This is a genomic window from Hoeflea sp. (genome assembly GCF_984452065.1).
In genome coordinates, this window is the sequence record NZ_CFHWAF010000094.1 from 1 (window position 1) to 17998 (window position 17998).

Genomic DNA, 17998 nt, shown 5'->3' on the forward strand with positions numbered 1-17998 from the left:
GCCGAGGAAATCCTGTCCCAGCTTCTGCTTGCGCGCGACCGGCTCGGCGACTTTCCCGACAAGGACACGCCGCAGGGCGCCATCGTGCCGGCCGAAGGGCGCAAGGTCTCCAACATCGTCATGATGGGCATGGGCGAGCCGCTCTACAATTTCGACAATTTGAAAAAGGCGCTGCTGATCGCCTCGGACAATGAGGGGCTTTCGCTGTCGAAGCGGCGCATCACCCTGTCCACCTCGGGCGTCGTGCCGGAAATCTACCGGACCGGCGAGGAAATCGGCGTCATGCTGGCCATTTCCCTGCACGCCGTGCGCGACGACCTGCGCGACGAACTCGTGCCCATCAACAGGAAATACCCGATCGCCCAACTGATCCAGGCCTGCCGCGACTATCCGGGACTGTCGAACGCCCGCCGGATCACCTTCGAATATGTCATGCTCAAGGGCATCAACGATACGCTGGAAGATGCCCGCGATCTGGTCCGGCTGCTCAAGGGCATACCGGCCAAGATCAACCTGATCCCGTTCAATCCGTGGCCCGGCAGCGCCTATGAATGCTCGGACTGGGACCATATCGAACGGTTCGCCGATTTCATCAACAGGGCCGGCTACGCCTCGCCGATCAGAACGCCCCGCGGCCGCGATATCCTCGCCGCCTGCGGACAGCTCAAATCGGAATCCGAACGCTTGCGCAAGACCGAGCGTCTGGCGCTGGAAGCCATGATGATCGCGGGTCACGGCGAGGCCTGATCCATGGACCGCTTCACCCGGCTGTTCTTGCGCCTCGTCCTGATAACGGCGGGTTTTATCGCTGCCTCGGTAGTGGCCGGAACATCGCTGGCGCTCCTCACCCTTGTTGTCACGCTTGAGCAGGTCAGCCAGATATCCGACGGCGGCTTTCGTGCCGGTCTTTTCATTGCCGCGCTGTTCTTTTCCAGCATGACCGGCTACATCGCCTTCTTCCCGTCTATCCTGGTGATCCTCTACAGCGAATTCACGCGGCGCCGCGACTGGCTGTTTTACGCGCTGTGCGGCGGCGCCATGGCGGCGATCGCACCTTTGATTGTGATGCTCTTACGGTCGGGCCCGGCGGGAAGCGGCTTTGATTTCTTCTTCATGAATGTCGCCGCCGGCATGCTCGGCGGGCTGGCCTACTGGGCCGTCGCCGGCCGCGGCGCCGGTAACTGGCTGCCGCAACAAAGGTGAATTCAGCGGTCCTGTGTCAGCAGGATGCGGACCGCGAAAATTGAAAACACACCGGCAAAACAATAGTCCAGCGACCGCATGACGCGGCGGTTGCCCTTGAGCCAGCCGGCCAGCCTGTGCGCCGCAAACACCATGGCGATCAGCAGCGGCAGCGATATCGCATTGAAATAGAGGCCGAGGAAAAGCAGCTTGCCGCGGATGTCGGGATCGTCCGCCGACACGAATTGCGGCAGGAACGTCATGAAGAAGATGATGATTTTCGGATTGAGCAGATTGACCAGAAGCCCGTGGCTCCAATTGGCCATCAGCGAACGCCTTTTGTCGATCGGCTCTGCGAGGCGGAAGGTCGACCCGCTCCTTATCGCCTGCACGGCGAGCCAGAAGAGATAGGCCGCGCCGCCGGTTTTCAAGAGCATGAAGGCCGTCGGCGAGGCGACGACGAGCGCCGAAACACCGAATGCCACAAGCACCGTGTGAACGACGACGCCGGTCAGCGTGCCGGCGATAACCGCGATCGCCGCGGCCCGCCCTTCGGCAAGCGCCCGTCCGAGAAACAGGGTCATATCCGGACCCGGTGTAATCGCCAGCAGGACGCCGGCGACAGTGAAAGCGGCAATGACGGGAAAATCGGGAACAAAATCCATGCCGGGCCATTTCTTCAAGTGCAATTGATTGCCGCCGGTACACCCTGTAAAGAGGCGCACGACGGCCGCTGCGATCATAGCCGAACGCAGCAGCGGCGCCAGCACCAATTTGATCAATACGGACACGACGATGAGCATTCCCACAGATGTGAAAAAGGTCGTCCTTGCCTATTCGGGCGGGCTGGATACCTCCATCATCCTCAAATGGCTGCAGACCGAATTTGAAGCGGAGGTGGTCACCTTCACCGCCGATCTCGGCCAGGGCGACGAGCTGGAGCCGGCGCGCAAGAAGGCGGAAATGATGGGCATCCGCGAAATCTATATCGAGGATCTGCGCGAGGAATTCATCACCGATTTCGTCTTTCCGATGTTCCGGGCCAATGCCGCCTATGAAGGCGTCTACCTGCTCGGAACCTCGATTGCCCGGCCGCTCATCTCGAAACGCCTGATTGAGATCGCGCGGGAGACCGGCGCCGACGCGATCGCTCACGGCGCAACCGGCAAGGGCAACGATCAGGTGCGCTTCGAACTGGCCGCCTATGCGCTCAATCCGGACATCAAGATCATCGCGCCGTGGCGCGACTGGTCGTTCAAATCGCGCACCGACCTGATCGATTTTGCCGAAAAGCACCAGATACCCATCCCCAAGGACAAGCGCGGCGAGGCGCCCTTCTCCGTCGACGCGAACATGCTGCATTCCTCCTCGGAAGGAAAAGTGCTGGAAGACCCGTGGGACGAGCCGCCGGCCTATGTCTATCAGCGCACCGTCTCGCCGCTGGACGCACCGGATGCCGCGACCGACATCGAAATCGAATTTGCCGACGGGGACCCGATTGCGCTCAATGGCGAGCGTATGTCGGCGGCGACGCTTTTCGCCCGTCTCAACGATTATGGCGGCGACAACGGCGTCGGCCGCCTCGATCTGGTCGAGAACCGCTTTGTCGGCATGAAGTCGCGCGGTGTCTACGAAACCCCCGGCGGCACCATCCTGCTATCGGCCCATCGTGCGATGGAATCGATCACGCTCGATCGCGGCGCGGCCCATCTCAAAGACGAGCTCATGCCACGCTACGCCGAGCTGATCTATAACGGCTTCTGGTTCTCGCCGGAGCGGGAAATGCTGCAGGCGGCGATCGATCACAGCCAGAAGGATGTCGAGGGCAAGGTGCGGCTCAAGCTCTACAAGGGCAATGTCATCGTGACCGGCCGGGAATCGGAAAAATCCCTTTATTCCGACCAACTCGTCACCTTCGAGGACGACCGGGGCGCTTACGACCAGAAGGACGCCGCCGGCTTCATCAAACTCAACGCGCTGAGGCTGCGCACGCTGGCCGCACGCGGCCGATAGGCCCGCGAGAGCCCGATCACACTTTTTATCCCGGCCCTTGTATCGGGCCGGACCGCCGCCTACATCGCATCCTACCTTTGCAAAGGGGATAGGTCATGGGTGAAATCAACTCCCGGGTCTTCGACTGGACCGGACCGGCGGGCCTGCCGGATTTCGCGGACATTGACGATGGCGATCTGAGGGCGGCCTTCGAAGAGGCGCTTACGCGCCACGGCGCCGAGATCGAGCGTATCGCCGGCGATCCCTCACCATCGGATTTTTTCAACACCATTGTCGCCCTCGAGACCTCCGGCGACGCGTTGGACCGGGTCTCGGCGCTGTTCTGGAACCGGGCAGGCGCTCACAGCAATGAAACGATCCAGGCCCTTGAGCGTGACATCGCACCGAAGCTCGCGCGGCATTATTCCTCGATCGCGATGAATGCGGGCCTTTTCGCGCGCATTGACAATTTATGGGAAAGCCGCGCTGAACTGGGGCTCGACGCCGAGGCCGCGCGCGTCCTCGAACGTCATTGGAAAGGCTTCGTGCGCGCCGGCGCGAAGCTCAAGCCAGACGACCAGTCGCGGCTTGCCGCCATCAACGAGGAACTGGCGGGCCTTGGCACCCGGTTCAGCCAGAACGTTCTCGCCGACGAAAAATCGTGGTTCCTCGGCCTCTCCTCGCAAAGCGACCTTGAAGGCATTCCCGATTTCCTCCGCGACGCCATGGCCGCGGCAGCGCGTGAGCGCGACCTTTCGGAGCCGTTCGCCGTGACGCTTTCGCGTTCCATCATCGAGCCGTTCCTGACCTTCTCGGAGCGCCGCGATCTTCGGGAACAGGCCTTCACCGCTTGGGTCTCGCGCGGTGACAATGGCGGCGAGACCGACAATGCCGGCCTCGTATCGCGCATTCTTGACCTGAGATCGCAAAAAGCCCGCCTGCTCGGCTACGCCAATTTCGCCGAGCTGAAACTCGACGATACGATGGCCAAGACACCTGAAGCCGTCAACGCGCTGCTGATGAAGGTCTGGGACCGTGCGCTGCTGCGGGCGCGCAAGGAAGAAGACGAAATCGCCGCGCTGATTTCGGAGGAAGGGCGCAACCACTGCGTCGCGGCCTGGGACTGGCGTCACTACGCGGAAAAGCTGCGCGCCAGGACGTTCGACTTTTCCGAGGCCGAGCTGAAACCCTATCTGCAGCTCGAAAACATCATCGAGGCCTGTTTTGACGTCGCCAACCGCCTGTTCGGCCTGACCGCGGCGGCGCGTCCCGATATCGAGGCCTATCATCCGGATGTCCGGGTGTTCGAGATTTCCGACGCGAGCGGCAAACGCATCGGCCTTTTCCTTGGAGACTATTTCGCCCGCCCCAGCAAGCGCTCCGGCGCCTGGATGAGCAGCTTTCAGTCACAGCACCGTCTCGGCGACGGCCAGGCGCCGATCGTTTACAACGTGATGAATTTCGCCAGGCCTCCGGAAGGCAAACCGGCGCTGCTGTCGCTCGACGACGCGCGCACGCTCTTCCATGAATTCGGCCATGCTCTTCACGGCCTTCTGTCGCAGGTCGATCACCCCTCCGTTTCGGGCACGTCGGTCTCACGCGATTTTGTCGAACTGCCCTCGCAGCTCTATGAGCACTGGCTGACCGTGCCGGAGATCCTGCAGCGCTACGCCGTGCACCACGACACCGGAGAAACCATCCCGCAGGAGCTCCTCGAAAAGGTTCTGGCGGCGCGAAACTTCAATGGCGGCTTCGCGGCGATCGAATACACGGCCTCCGCCCTGGTCGACATGGCGTTCCATACCTGCGGCGACATCGAGGATCCGCTCCAGTTTGAACAGGAAAAACTTGTCGAGCTCGGCATGCCGAAGGCCATCGCCATGCGCCACCGCACACCGCATTTCCTGCATGTGTTCTCCGGCGACGGTTACTCGGCGGGCTATTATTCCTACATGTGGTCCGAGGTTCTCGACGCCGACGCCTTCAGCGCCTTCGAGGAGACCGGAGACGTGTTCGACGGGGACACCGCAGCCAAACTTCACCGGCACATCTACTCCGCCGGCGGCGGCATCGATCCCGAAGAGACCTATCTCGCCTTCCGGGGAAAAATGCCGGACGCCGACGCCATGCTGAAGAAGAAGGGACTTGCCGCGGTTTAGAACTCGGCCCAGTTCTCTTCGGCAACCGCCGCGGACCCCTCCGTCAGAGCAACCGCCGCTTTCCTTTGCGGCGCGGGCGCGGGTGTGCACGGCGGCGCGTCCACGCTTGCGCGCGGCGGGCCGTTCACATCCTCTCCAACCTTGAATTGTCCGAGCAGCGCGGCGAGCGACGATGCGTCCTTCTCCAATTCGTGGCTGACGGCGGTCGACTCTTCCACCATGGCTGCATTTTGCTGCGTCCCGGTGTCGATCGAAGCCACCGCCTGATTGATCTCCTCAAGGCCGGATGACTGCTCACGTGAAATCTTCACGATCGTCGCGACATGCTGGTCGATCTCGTGCACCTGTCCGGCAATGGCGTTGAGAGCCTCACCCGCCTGGTTGACCAGCACGACACCGGACTTGACCTGTTCGCCCGACGTGGTGATGAGCTGCTTGATTTCCCGCGCGGCCGTTGCCGATCTTTGCGCAAGCTCACGCACCTCCTGCGCGACAACGGCAAATCCCCTGCCCGATTCTCCGGCGCGGGCGGCCTCGACGCCGGCATTCAGGGCCAGCAGGTTCGTCTGGAACGCGATATCGTCGATGACCCCGATAATATCGGCGATCTGACCTGAGGAATCCTCTATCTCGGCCATCGCCGAAACGGCGTTGTTGACCACCGTGCTGGAGTCTTCCGCCGCGCGCTGCGCCCTTTCCACCAGTTGCCTCGCCTCCTCGGCCCGCTCTTCCGTGGATTTGACGGTCGTGGTTATCTCTTCCACGGCAGCAGCTGTTTCCTCCACCGAGGCCGCCTGCTGCTCGGTGCGTTGCGACAGGGCATCTGACGAGACCCGGACCTCGTTGGAACTGTTCATGATCGATCCGGCATCGGTCCCGACCTGCCGCATGGCCGCCATCAGCGCGTCGGCCGATCCGTTGAAGTCCCCTTTCAGCGCATCGTAGGCACCGGGCACGTCATCGCCTATCCGGTACGAAAGGTCCTTTGCCGCAAGGTTTTCAAGCGCTTTTCCGAAGACGCTGCACACCAGCTGCCTTTCTCCGGTTATGGCTTCCTCCTGAACCTTCAGCTTTTCCTCCTCGGCGACCCGTGCGATGACCGAGAGCGTCAGGTCCATATCCAGGAAGACCGCCTTGACAAGGCTGACAACCGCCTGACAGACATCCTCCATGGCCGCCTTTCGCCGGCCGGCGAAAGGCGGCCAGTGTTCGCTTATGACGGCGGCAAGAAGCTCTTCGATGACGATCGCATAGGCGCCCACATACCATTGCGGATCGAGACCGATGCGGGCATGGGCCGCGCCGATACGCTCGACCTGTGCGAGATAGGCGTCATCGAACTGGCCGCTGGAAATGCGTGACCAGTGCTCGGCCTGCGACCCGCGGGCGCGATCCATATGCGCATCGGAGGAAAAGAAGCCGCCGGTCTGGGGTGTTTCCCGGATCTTTTCGTAGAGCCGGTCAAGGCCGACCGGCAGCGCGCGCTCGATAACAGGCTTCAGGGCCTTTATCAGCCCCACTCTGCCGTCATCCAACCCCATGAAGTCCATACGCGCCGCGATATCTATTCCGTCTGCCGAATCCTGCATGGCAAATGCTCCCCGTATCTGTTCGGGATGCGTCGACGCGTCTTCCCATCAAAAACCGCAAAGCGCCTTACGCGGCCGAAATCGACCCGCGCATGAACCGATCTGGATAAAACCGCTGCAACGCTGTCCCGCCCCAAAATGGACAGGGCATACCGACATCGTCATGAACTCGGCATGCCAGAAATTGGCGCCGGGTCATCCCGGCAAGTGAATTGCAACCGCCGACTTTCTGCGCCCAAATCATTAACCATGAGTTTAAATGCGCGGTTGCCGACCGCGGTTGCCTGCGACAAATGATCGCTCAGGCACCGGGCCGGGTAGCCGTTGCGTTGCTGCGCTTGCCCCTTTCGCGGACGCACAAAACCCTGTATGAGCGCAGCAACAGTGAAGGGCCGTCAGACGGCAAACCCCCGGGTAGAACTCATGTCATTGCGCAATATCGCGATCATCGCCCATGTCGATCATGGGAAAACGACGCTTGTCGACGAATTGTTGAAACAATCGGGCGCCTTCCGCGAGAACCAGCGCGTCGCCGAGCGCGTCATGGACTCCAACGAACTGGAGAAAGAGCGCGGCATCACGATCCTCGCCAAGGCGACCTCGGTCGTCTGGAACGATGTGCGCATCAACATCGTCGACACGCCCGGTCACGCCGATTTCGGCGGCGAAGTCGAGCGCATCCTCAGCATGGTCGACGGCGCCATCGTCCTTGTCGACGCGGCGGAAGGCCCGATGCCGCAAACCAAATTTGTCGTCGGCAAGGCGCTGAAGGTCGGCCTCCGGCCCATTGTCGCCGTCAACAAGGTGGACCGGCCCGATGCCCGGGCGGACGAGGTGGTCAATGAGGTGTTCGACCTCTTCGCCGCGCTGGACGCCGACGACGAACAGCTGGATTTCCCGATCCTCTACGGTTCGGGCCGCGACGGCTGGATGAGCGCCGATCCGGAAGGCCCGGCCGATGGCGGCCTGAAGCCGCTTTTCGACCTCATTGTCGACCACGTCCCGGACCCCACGGTGGCGGACGGTGAATTCAGCATGATCGGGACGATCCTCGAGGCCAATCCCTTTCTCGGGCGGATCATCACCGGCCGCATTCATTCCGGCAGCGTCAAGCCCAACCAACCGCTCAAGGTCATCGACCGCGACGGCGCGCTTCTGGAGCAGGGCCGCGTGTCGAAGATCCTGGCCTTCCGCGGCATCGAGCGTCAGCCGATCGACGAGGGAAAGGCCGGCGACATCGTCGCCATTGCCGGCCTCACCAAGGGGACGGTGGCCGACACCTTCTGCGCGCCGGACGTGGATGAGCCGCTTCAGGCCCAGCCGATCGACCCGCCGACCGTGACGATGTCCTTTATCGTCAACGATTCACCGCTGGCCGGAACCGAGGGAGACAAGGTCACGAGCCGCGTCATCCGCGAGCGGCTCCTCAAGGAGGCGGAAGGCAATGTCGCGCTGCACATCGAGGAAGCCGAGGACAAGGACAGCTTCCATGTTTCGGGCCGCGGCGAACTGCAGCTCGCCGTGCTGATCGAAACCATGCGCCGGGAGGGCTTCGAACTTGCCGTTTCCCGTCCGCGGGTCGTCATGCAGAAGGACGATGCCGGCGCGCTGCTCGAGCCGGTCGAAGAGGTGGTGATCGACGTCGACGAAGAGCATTCCGGCGTCGTGGTGCAGAAGATGTCGGAGCGCAAGGCCGAAATGACCGAGCTGCGTCCGTCCGGCGGAAACCGGGTCAGGCTGGTTTTCCTGGCGCCGACGCGCGGGCTGATCGGTTACCAGTCCGAGCTGCTCACCGATACGCGCGGCACGGCCGTCATGAACCGCCTGTTCCATGATTATCAGCCCTACAAGGGCGAAATCGGAGGCCGGTCGAACGGCGTATTGCTCGCCAATGAGGCCGGCGAAGCCGTTGCCTATGCCCTCTTCAACCTGGAGGACCGCGGGCCGATGGTCATCGACGCCGGCGAAAAGGTCTATGGGGGCATGATCGTCGGCATCCACACGCGGGACAACGATCTTGAGGTCAACGTCCTGAAGGGCAAGAAACTCACCAATATCCGGGCTGCCGGCAAGGATGAGACCGTCAAGCTGACACCGCCGATCCGCATGACGCTGGAACGGGCCCTGTCATGGATCCAGGACGACGAGCTGGTCGAGGTCACGCCGAAATCCATCCGCCTGCGCAAGCTCTATCTCGACCCGCACGAACGCAAACGGTTCGAAAAATCGCGCGCCGACGTGGCATAGGCGATGTCTGTCGTCCCGCCGCCGGCGGGCCGGAACCCGGTTGTTGAGGAAAAACATGGCCAGGTGGCAGGGCTGTGTGAACAAAACCACAATATCCGGGAAGAAATTCACCAGTTTCCCGCTCGGCACTTGCCCCGTGGATTAACATTCCGTTAATCTCGTTTTTGACCAGAGAGTTTAATTCTGTGGGCAAGGCCCGGCATGACGCCCGGCGCCCTTACGCCCGTTGTGCAGGAAGAGTTAGGATTGGTCATGACGACGCTGGCAGTGGATGTAAGACGGGCGGAACCCGGTGACGCGGTCGCGATCTCCGAGACCCATCGCGCCGCTTGGCAGCACGCCTATTCCGGACTGATCCCCTATCGTACGCTGATGTCCATGGTTGAGAGGCGCGGGCACTCCTGGTGGCAGCGCGCCATTCGCGGCTCGACCAGCATTCTCGTTCTCGAAGTGGAAGACACCATCGCCGGCTACGCCACCCTCGGCCTCAACCGCGCGCGCTCGCTGCCGCAGGAAGGCGAGATTTACGAACTCTATCTTCGGCCCGAATATCAGGGCATCGGCCTGGGAAGCCGCCTCTTCAACGAAGCCCGGCGCCTGCTCGGATCGCTCGGATGCAAGGGGCTCGTGGTCTGGACGCTGGAGGAAAACGACCGGGCCGTGAACTTCTACTCGGCGCTCGGCGGCATCGACATTGCCGAAGGCTCCGAGACTTTCGACAAGCACCCGCTGAAAAAAATCGCATTCGTCTGGCCTTAGGCCGGCAAAAAGACATCCCGAAAAGGCTTTGCCCGGCGGCGGTATTGTGCACAATTGCACCATCCGGTTCAGCGCGGTTTTCGAGGGGGAACATCGGTTGTTGCGCGTTTTCAGACAGCCCGCAGATCTTGCAGGCGGATTTCTGCTTATTTTATACGTCGCGACAATCTGCGCCGTGGCCCTGGTGTTTCCGCTCTCGAACTGGGACATGATCGCCTATGTGGCTTCCGTACTGGAAAACAACGGCTATCTGGGTCACGAGCTGCACGGTGCGACCTATGATCTGGTGCGCCGCAGCATCAGTGATGGCGAATTCCTCGTCCTGACCGCCGACCGGCCCTATCGCATTGCCCAGCACACCGATCCGGATGCCTTCATCACCATGCTCGGCTTCTACCGGGTCAAGATGCTGTACATCGAATTCGCGGAGCTTCTGACCGGCACGACGGACGCGGTGACCGCTTTGCGCTGGGTATCGGCCATATCGGCCGCGGCGCTCGGACTGCTGATACTGCTTTGGCTGCACGATCAGCGCTGCCTGCCCTACGCTCCGCTGGCGATTATCGCGCTGATGGCCTGCGGCTTTGGCGACGCCGCCCGCTACGTCACACCCGATCTGTTTTCTTCCGTCTTCGTGGTTGCCGGGGTCCTGCTATACACTCAGGACCGGGGGCTGAGCGCCGGGATCGCGCTGTTCCTGGCGGTTCTGGCCCGGCCCGACCATCTTGCCCTTGTCGGTGTCTTCGCGGTCATGTCCATCGCCATCAGGCCGATCAGCAAGGGCGTCATTTTGAGCTTCATCGCGGGGCTTGCCGCCTATATCTCCATATCGCGAACCGGCGAGCACCCCGGCTGGTGGATCCAGATGTGGTTCACAAATGTTGAATATGTGCCCACGCTGGAAGGCTTCGATCCGCCTTTCTCGATCCTCGTCTATCTCCAGATCGTGGTTCAGACCGTCGTGCGCACGCTGGTCGAGCAGCAATGGCTGGCCGTTCTCTTGACGATGGTGTTTGCCCTCGCCCTGATGCTGCGGAACGACTATAAGATCACGCGGCGCGAAACCGTCGCGCTGACATCGCTGCTTGTGACGATACCGGCCAAATTCATCGTATTCCCGCTTTACGATTCACGCTTTTACTTTGCCTATCTGATCACACTCGCCCTGGTTCTGATTGCCATCTTCGGCAAGGAGCGCCGGGCCGTGTTCTTCTCCCAATCCCCCGCGCAGCAGGAAGAGACGGGGTAGAGCGAACCTCGCGGCGCAAAGCCGCTTCAGACCAAAGGCATGTTGCGCTGCAGCGCGCAAAACGTTATCCCCGCCGCAAACGCTGAAACACAGGATAAATTATGCGCATCGACGCAGTGAGCATCGGCGACACCCCGCCGGATGACGTCAACGTCATCATCGAGGTTCCGGTCGGCGGACAGCCGATCAAATACGAAATGGACAAGGAAGCCGGCACGCTGGTCGTTGACCGTTTCCTCTACACGCCGATGGCCTATCCCGGCAATTACGGCTTCGTGCCCCATACGCTCTCCGAGGACGGCGATCCCATCGACGTTCTGGTCTGCAACACGCGCCCGCTGGTGCCGGGCTGCGTGATCAATGCGCGGCCGATCGGCGTCCTGATCATGGAGGACAATGCGGGCCAGGACGAAAAGATCATCGCCGTCCCGTCCTCGCGCCTGACCAAGCGCTATGACAAGGTTCTCAATTTCAGCGATATGCCCGACATCACCCTGCAGCAGATCGAGCATTTCTTCGAGCACTACAAGGATCTTGAGCCCGGCAAATGGGTCAAGATAGGCGATTGGCAGGGTGTCGACGTGGCAAAACGCCTGATCATGGAATCCGTCGCGCGCGCATCGCCATAGCGCCGGCATAAACCACGCTACCGGGCATCCTTTTTCAGGAACGGCCAGATTGTAACCGGGTCGACACGCCGGTTGTTCTTGTACATCTCGACATGCACATGCGGCCCGGTCGACTGGCCGGTACTGCCGACGGTGCCGATCACCTGACCCGCCGTCACTTTGTCTCCGGGGCTGACCGTATAGCTGTCGAGATGGGTCAGCCAGACAACGACATCGCCGTCGAATTCAAGCACGACCGCCTTGCCCCAGCGCGGATTGCCGCGGAAGAGATCGGTTGCCTGCGTGACCAGCGCATCCGTCGGTGTCACGATTTCGGTCCCCCGGCGGGCGGCGACGTCGATCCCCGTATGCACTCTGAGATTCTTGCGCTTCACGCCATAGGCGGACGTCACCCACCCGCCTGGGATGAAATCCTCCAGGGTCGTCGATGCGGCCGTATTGGCGGTCAGTGCTCCGGCAGTTCCGGCGGCCGTCAGCATCAATACCGTGCAGCCGGCAAGCAGTCGTGTCCTGCCGCGCGCGGCGAATTCGAAACCCTTTATGATGGCTCTGATACGCAATTTGTCACTCCTAGCGTTGCGGGACGTAAATGAGACCGGAATCGGGTTGGACCAGGCACGAAGCGCGTCGACCAACGCCTGTGCATAGGCTTTGCGGACGTCGGCATCCGCACCGTTAAGCGCATCGCCGTCGGCGCGCAGCTCACTTGCACAACGCCACCGGCCAACAAGGTCCTTTAGGAACGGGTTGAACCAGAAGATGGCACACAGCAGCGCGAGACACTGGGAGACAAAAGGGTCGCGATGGCGCAAATGGGCCTCTTCATGCGCCACGATCAGATCGATTTGCTCCCGCGGCAGAGCGCCGAGCATCGCCTCGGGCAAGACAATCGCCGCCGGCGGACCACCAACGGCAAAAGGCGCAACGGACCGTTCCGTCAACAACAGTTTTCGCCGGTCCCGAGTTACGGCCACATGCCGCGCACCACGCACAATGAGAAAAATACGAAGGGTCGCAAAAGCCTGGCGGGCAACCGCCAGGGCGACGCCCGCCACGTAAAGTCCAACGAGAACCGACTGCAGCCCCGGCGCTTTCCAAGCTGGCGGCACGACGGACCGGCTCGCAACGTCCGCCATTGCGAGAAGCTCCACGCCCGTTTTTGCCGTATGCGCGGCAACAAACATCTCTTGCAACGGCCATTGCCAGCCGGCGGCAAAAATCATGCTGGGGAAGACAAGAGCTGTAATCGCCGCCAACAGCATGCCCGGACTCCAGAGCGAAGCCGGACGACCGCCGCCGGTTGCTGCCGGCAACACCCAGACAACGGCGCCCCAAAAAAGGCTGAAGACGCAAGCCGCAAGGACACTCAACTGTCCGCCTCCTCATCGAGAAAGCGCTGCAGTTCGTCAAGTTCCTGCGGGGTGAGGATACGGCTCCCCGTGAAGGAGGATGCGGGAAGCGGCCCGTCGATTTCAAGGACAGCCCGCGCAAATTGCCGGGTCAGTGCAGCAAGGGTCGAGACCTTGCCGACCGCCGCGCGATAGACCTTGACGCCGTGTCGATCGTCGCTCGTAACAAGGCCCTTGTCGATCATCCGTTCGATCGTCTTGCGTGTCGAAGACAGCGACCAGCCAAGCTCACCGGACACCTGCTCGTGCAACTCACGGGCGCTGAGCTCCCCGCTGGCCCAAAGCACCTTTAAAAGCGGCAGTTCGCTTGGTGACGGTTGCATGATCTCGGCTCCTTGCGGCATCTGTCGCAACTACGCGACAACTGTCACATGAAGTCAAATCAACTCATGTTACATCCCGGTCATGGCTGGTTTTCACGGCGGCCAGGAGCACCTGCCGGCCACACGATGTCGGGGAAAGCCCCTGTCAGTTGACCATCGGATAGACGCTGGTCCAGAGGAAACGGCGCAGGAAGAAGACGATGAGAAGCAGGATGATGGGTGAGATGTCGAGACCGCCAAGGTCGGGCATGATGCGCTTGATCGGCCTGAGGGCAGGCTCCGTCGCCCTGTACAGGAACTCGCCGACCATTCCGACAAAGCGGTTGCCCGTGTTGACCACATTGAAGGCATAGAGCCAGGAGAAGATGGCGCTGCCGATGATGATCCACGTATAAATGCCAAGGGCAAGATCAATTGTCGAAAAGAGGGCGTACATCCGGGTCTCCAATCTGTGATTTCCGCTATGTAGCCATTGCTCCCGCCCGCGGCAAGTCCGTTCGCCGGCAATCGGAGCAATTGCTGGCTTTTGCAATTCCGGCCGGCGGCCTATAAAGGCGCAATGCCCGCTATCAATGAAAACGGCCGCCATGCGGACTGACGAACCCGGCAAGGCCCCGCGCTTCGCCGCATTCCGCCATCGTTCGTTCACCCTCTACTGGCTGGCGCGCTTCCTGTCGACATTCGGTATTCAGATCATCAGCGTCGCCGTGGGCTGGCAGATCTACGACCTGACGCGCGACCCCTTCGATCTCGGCCTGATCGGGCTGGTCCAGTTCCTTCCCTCGCTTCTTCTGATTCTGGTGACCGGCGCGGTGGCCGACCGCTTCGGGCGGCGCATGATCATGGGCATCTGCGAGATTGTCGCCCTGTTTTGCGCGCTCGCGCTGGTTTTCCTGACGCTGCGAGGCCTGACCTCACCGCTTCCGGTGTTCGCGATCCTGTTGGTTTTCGGAACGGCGCGTGCGTTTTTCGCCCCCGCTTCCACGTCGCTCGCACCCAATCTCGTGCCCGAGGAGGATCTCGCGAACGCCATCGCATGGAACTCGATGTCCTGGCAAAGCGCGACGATCCTCGGTCCGGTCGCCGGCGGACTGCTTTACGGCCTCGGCGCGGCCACACCCTACTGGACCAGCACCGCCTTGTTCCTGTGCGGTTCGGTTCTCATTTTCACGATAGCGAGACCGAAGCAGCAGCGCGGCGTTCACAATCAGAGCTGGGAAACCCTTTCCGCCGGCTTTCGCTATATCTGGCGCGAGAAGATCGTCCTCGGCGCCATTTCGCTCGACATGTTCGCCGTGCTTCTCGGCGGCGCCGTCGCCCTGATGCCCGTCTTCGCGCGCGACATTCTGGAACTCGGCCCCTGGGGCCTTGGATTGCTTCGCGCCGCGCCCGGCGTCGGTGCGGTTGCCATGGCGATCTATCTCACGGCCCATCCGTTTCAGAGCCGCGCCGGCCATGCCATGTTCATCGCCGTCGGCGTTTTTGGTGCCGCGACCACGGTATTCGGTCTGTCGACCGTCGCCTGGCTGTCCATTCTGGCACTGGCGGTCATGGGCGCCGCCGACATGATCTCCGTCTATGTGCGTCAGACGCTGATCCAGCTGTGGACGCCCGATGCGCTACGCGGCCGCGTCAGTGCCGTCAACATGGTGTTCATCGGCGCCTCCAACGAACTCGGCGAGTTCCGCGCCGGTGGCATGGCGGCCCTGATCGGCGCCGTGCCGGCCGTCGCCCTTGGCGGCATCGGCGCGGTCGGCGTCGCCGGGCTCTGGGCGTTCCTGTTTCCGGGTCTGAGAAAAATCCAGCGCCTGCGCCGGGTCGAATAGATCAGGTCGAACCCGATTGACCCTGCAGCACCATGTCGGCGCGCGATCGTTCGCCGGGGACCTCACGGCCGAAAACCGCTCTCAGGAACTCCGACAGCCAGTAGCGCAGCCGCGCATCGTAAACCAGACGTCCCTTGAGATGGTCGGCGCCCCGCTGCGCGCCCGGCAGATCGAAACGGTGGGCACCATGAACCACCCAGCGCTGCATCATCACCTGTGTGAGCTCCGCGTGAAACTGGATGCCCCAGGCATTGCGGCCATAGCGGAAGGCCTGATTGGGATAGGCGTCCGCCGTGGCGAGCAGTTGCGCGCCGTCGGGCAGGCTGAAGCCTTCGCGGTGGAACTGGTAGACGGTGTCCGGCCAACCCATCAGTGCCGAGCCGTCCGCCGTCGCCTGCAACGGGTACCAGCCGATCTCGGTCAGCCCCTCGTCGTGGCCCTTTACGGTTCCGCCCAGGTGGCGCACCAGCATCTGCGCTCCCAGACAGATACCGAGATAGGGCTTGTTCTCGGCCAGCGGCACGGCATGCCAGTCTATCTCGCGGCGCACAAAATCGTCTTCGTCATTGGCGCTCATCGGCCCGCCGAAGATCACGGCACCGGCATGGTCCGCGAGCGTTTCGGGCAAAGGATCGCCAAGAACCGGCCGCCTGATGTCGAGGTCGAAGCCGGCGAGCTGCAGCATCTGGCCCACCCGGCCGGGACTCGACCCTTCCTGGTGAAGCACCACGAGGATGCGACTGGGTCCGGGCTGCTCGGCGCCGGGATCAAACAGCATCAGCCATCCTCTCCCGAACCGAGGCGGGCGGCGACACGCTGGCGCATCAGCACGCGGTCGCGGTCGGAAACGCCGAGAAGTTCGGCGACCCGCCACACCACATTGTCCTCAAGCTCGTGGCGCTCGCCATCGGCATAGACAAGCTCCCACAAAAGCTCGATGAACTTGACCCTCTGTTCGGCATCGAGCGACCGCTTCAGCACACTTGTGAATGTGTAAAAGTCGACTGACTCATCCTCGGCCTGTTTGCCCGCATCGATCAGTTTCCGCAATTCGGCCTTGTCGAGTGCGTATTGCTGTTCCAGGAGCTCGCTCAGCTTCTCGCGTTCGGCAGGCTCGGAGACACCGTCGGCATCGATCACGTGGAAGAAAAGCGCCGCCGCCGCGACACGCGGATCGTCGCGTGTTATCTCGCTTTGCTCTTCGCCGCCGAGCGACTGTATGAATCTCTGAAACTGCTCAAACATGACCGATCCTGCCGGTTAAGGTGTCGATGCCCCGCCGAAAGGACTGCCAATAGCATCGCACCATGCCGTGTGCCAAGGCGGACCGACAGATTCCAATTTAGAGCAAGTCTTCGTTTTCTAAAACAGCCTGAAGCGGGACTTCGGCTCCTCGGCGGGCTCGGCCCCTTCCTTGACACCCGGATCGTCCGGCGGTTTGGCAAGGAAGGCAGCCTCGCGCGCCTTGTCCTTGTCGGTACCGACCGCATCGGTGACAATGTGGGTTTCGCCTTCACTGGCGGCCTTTTCGACCGCCGGCTCCTTCTCCACCGTCTCGATCATGTCGGGTTTTGCCGGAACCGGCTCTTCCGAAGGCGTATCGGCAGGCTGAGCATCCTCTCCATTGACCGCAGGCTCTTCCTTCTCTGGCTCGGATGATGGAGCCTCCGCTTTCGCCTCCTCCGCCTCTTCCTTTTCGGCAACCTCCAGCGTTATCACCTGTTCAGGCTCCGGCTTGTTTTCGGCCGGGCTTACGCTTTCGGGCTCAGCAGGCGGCTCCTCCGATACCGGTTCAGGCTCGATTTCAATAACAGACTCCCGGACCTCCGGCTCTTCGACAATCGGCGCGGCGGCCAGCGACGGCAACGATTTCAGCGCCTGTTCGGCGTTGGCATGGCGGGCGTCGGCATCCTCCACCGGACCGGTGATCTGCTCCACCGGCACTTTCCATTCAAAGGCATCCAGCTTGCCGGTCACCGGCGAAACGGGCGCCCAGTGATCGGAAACATAACCGTCGGCGGTCCAGGCCGGATCTCTCGGCGCCCGCACCGCCTGCGCCAGCCAGTGACGCACGCGGCCCTGATCACCGGTCTCGGCTTCCTCGATATCGGCAAGCAGCAGGAATATGCTTTCACTTGCACGCACCCGCACGGCCGCCTCCGCCTTTTCCCGCGCCAGGGCGAATTCCTGCGCGTCAAGCGCCGCGCGCGCCACCGCATAAAGCGCCTCGACATGATTTCGCTTGAAACTCTCCAGCCTCTGCGCCCTTTTCAGCCGGTCATGGGTCGAATCGCCCGGCCGGGCGCGAATATAGGCCTCCGCCACATCCGGATGCGGCGCGTTCTTCCATGTCTTTTCCAGGATCCGCGAACCCTTGCCCAGGCTGTTTTCCCGGTAGAGCGCCTGCGCGGCAACGAGCGCGGCAGGCTCCAGGTCCGGCGCAAGCCTGTTGGCCTCGATGCCGTCCGTGCGCGCGCCGGCGACATCCCCGCCCTCCAGCTTCTGCATGGCGCGGGCCGTCAGCAGCACCGCCTTCTTGCGGTCGGCCTGCGCCTTGGTCAGAACGCGGGCGACACGCTGTTTCTCAAGCAGCCTGATCGCATCGTCCCAATCGCCGCCCGACGAGCGAAAACC

At 62.1% G+C, this 17998-nt stretch carries 17 protein-coding genes; 9 read left to right on the forward strand and 8 right to left on the reverse strand.

Features of this window, described 5'->3' with window-relative positions:
* Together rlmN and AC5E6N_RS16745 are read left to right on the forward strand one after the other, a co-directional pair.
* A partial coding sequence (gene rlmN / locus AC5E6N_RS16740) for a 23S rRNA (adenine(2503)-C(2))-methyltransferase RlmN (RefSeq protein ID WP_491748885.1) occupies window positions 1-747 on the forward strand: 747 nt, incomplete at its 5' end.
* A gap of 3 nt (window positions 748-750) precedes the next feature.
* On the forward strand, window positions 751-1203 hold the full coding sequence (locus tag AC5E6N_RS16745; RefSeq protein WP_491748886.1) for a hypothetical protein: 453 nt from the start codon (window positions 751-753) through the stop codon (window positions 1201-1203).
* A 2-nt stretch (window positions 1204-1205) separates the two neighbouring features.
* On the opposite strand, the gene AC5E6N_RS16750 is transcribed toward AC5E6N_RS16745, so the two are convergent.
* On the reverse strand, window positions 1206-1847 hold the full coding sequence (locus tag AC5E6N_RS16750; RefSeq protein WP_491748900.1) for a LysE family translocator: 642 nt from the start codon (window positions 1845-1847) through the stop codon (window positions 1206-1208).
* Between the two features lie 130 nt (window positions 1848-1977).
* Between AC5E6N_RS16750 and AC5E6N_RS16755 the strand changes: the two genes are divergently transcribed.
* Both AC5E6N_RS16755 and AC5E6N_RS16760 read left to right on the forward strand, forming a co-directional pair.
* Entirely contained in the window at window positions 1978-3195 is a 1218-nt protein-coding gene (locus AC5E6N_RS16755) for an argininosuccinate synthase (protein ID WP_491748887.1), read from the forward strand.
* A 95-nt stretch (window positions 3196-3290) separates the two neighbouring features.
* Window positions 3291-5333 (forward strand): M3 family metallopeptidase, encoded by a 2043-nt coding sequence (locus AC5E6N_RS16760; protein ID WP_491748888.1) that lies wholly within the window; start codon window positions 3291-3293, stop codon window positions 5331-5333.
* Here the strand turns inward: AC5E6N_RS16760 and AC5E6N_RS16765 are convergent.
* A complete protein-coding gene (locus AC5E6N_RS16765; RefSeq protein WP_491748889.1) occupies window positions 5330-6922 on the reverse strand; it encodes a methyl-accepting chemotaxis protein in 1593 nt (530 codons plus the stop codon). The two genes, AC5E6N_RS16760 and AC5E6N_RS16765, sit on opposite strands and share 4 nt — an antisense overlap.
* 423 nt (window positions 6923-7345) lie before the next feature.
* On the opposite strand from AC5E6N_RS16765, the gene typA reads away from it, so the two are divergent.
* The 4 genes from typA to ppa all read left to right on the forward strand — a co-directional run bounded on the left by typA (window position 7346) and on the right by ppa (window position 11806).
* Complete coding sequence (gene typA, locus AC5E6N_RS16770; RefSeq protein WP_491748890.1) at window positions 7346-9169, forward strand: translational GTPase TypA; 1824 nt, start codon at window positions 7346-7348, stop codon at window positions 9167-9169.
* 252 nt (window positions 9170-9421) lie between these two features.
* The gene (locus AC5E6N_RS16775) at window positions 9422-9928 is read left to right on the forward strand and encodes a GNAT family N-acetyltransferase (RefSeq protein WP_491689679.1); all 507 of its coding nucleotides are present in this window, start codon (window positions 9422-9424) and stop codon (window positions 9926-9928) included.
* A 100-nt stretch (window positions 9929-10028) separates the two neighbouring features.
* Window positions 10029-11177 (forward strand): hypothetical protein, encoded by a 1149-nt coding sequence (locus AC5E6N_RS16780; protein WP_491748891.1) that lies wholly within the window; start codon window positions 10029-10031, stop codon window positions 11175-11177.
* Window positions 11178-11278: 101 nt separating this feature from the next.
* Window positions 11279-11806 carry an inorganic diphosphatase gene (gene ppa / locus AC5E6N_RS16785; protein ID WP_491748892.1) on the forward strand — a complete coding sequence of 176 codons (528 nt, stop codon included), beginning with the start codon at window positions 11279-11281 and terminating at the stop codon, window positions 11804-11806.
* A gap of 17 nt (window positions 11807-11823) precedes the next feature.
* Here the strand turns inward: ppa and AC5E6N_RS16790 are convergent, their stop codons facing one another.
* The 3 genes from AC5E6N_RS16790 to AC5E6N_RS16800 all read right to left on the reverse strand — a co-directional run bounded on the left by AC5E6N_RS16790 (window position 11824) and on the right by AC5E6N_RS16800 (window position 13974).
* On the reverse strand, window positions 11824-13176 hold the full coding sequence (locus tag AC5E6N_RS16790) for a peptidoglycan DD-metalloendopeptidase family protein (RefSeq protein WP_491748893.1): 1353 nt from the start codon (window positions 13174-13176) through the stop codon (window positions 11824-11826).
* Complete coding sequence (locus AC5E6N_RS16795; protein ID WP_491748894.1) at window positions 13173-13538, reverse strand: BlaI/MecI/CopY family transcriptional regulator; 366 nt, start codon at window positions 13536-13538, stop codon at window positions 13173-13175. The genes AC5E6N_RS16790 and AC5E6N_RS16795 overlap by 4 nt, the downstream gene beginning before the upstream one ends.
* 145 nt (window positions 13539-13683) lie before the next feature.
* Window positions 13684-13974: a YggT family protein gene (locus AC5E6N_RS16800; RefSeq protein WP_491748895.1), complete on the reverse strand. Its 291-nt coding sequence runs from the start codon at window positions 13972-13974 to the stop codon at window positions 13684-13686.
* A gap of 151 nt (window positions 13975-14125) precedes the next feature.
* On the opposite strand from AC5E6N_RS16800, the gene AC5E6N_RS16805 reads away from it, so the two are divergent.
* Window positions 14126-15364: an MFS transporter gene (locus AC5E6N_RS16805; RefSeq protein ID WP_491748896.1), complete on the forward strand. Its 1239-nt coding sequence runs from the start codon at window positions 14126-14128 to the stop codon at window positions 15362-15364.
* A gap of 1 nt (window position 15365) precedes the next feature.
* Here the strand turns inward: AC5E6N_RS16805 and AC5E6N_RS16810 are convergent, their stop codons facing one another.
* The 3 genes from AC5E6N_RS16810 to AC5E6N_RS16820 form a co-directional block, all read right to left on the reverse strand.
* A complete protein-coding gene (locus AC5E6N_RS16810) occupies window positions 15366-16142 on the reverse strand; it encodes a glutamine amidotransferase (protein ID WP_491748897.1) in 777 nt (258 codons plus the stop codon).
* Complete coding sequence (locus AC5E6N_RS16815) at window positions 16142-16609, reverse strand: tellurite resistance TerB family protein (RefSeq protein ID WP_491748898.1); 468 nt, start codon at window positions 16607-16609, stop codon at window positions 16142-16144. The genes AC5E6N_RS16810 and AC5E6N_RS16815 overlap by 1 nt, the downstream gene beginning before the upstream one ends.
* Window positions 16610-16726: 117 nt before the next feature.
* Window positions 16727-17998, reverse strand: a 1272-nt coding sequence (locus AC5E6N_RS16820) for a heme biosynthesis protein HemY (protein ID WP_491748899.1), incomplete at its 5' end; no start/stop codon positions are given.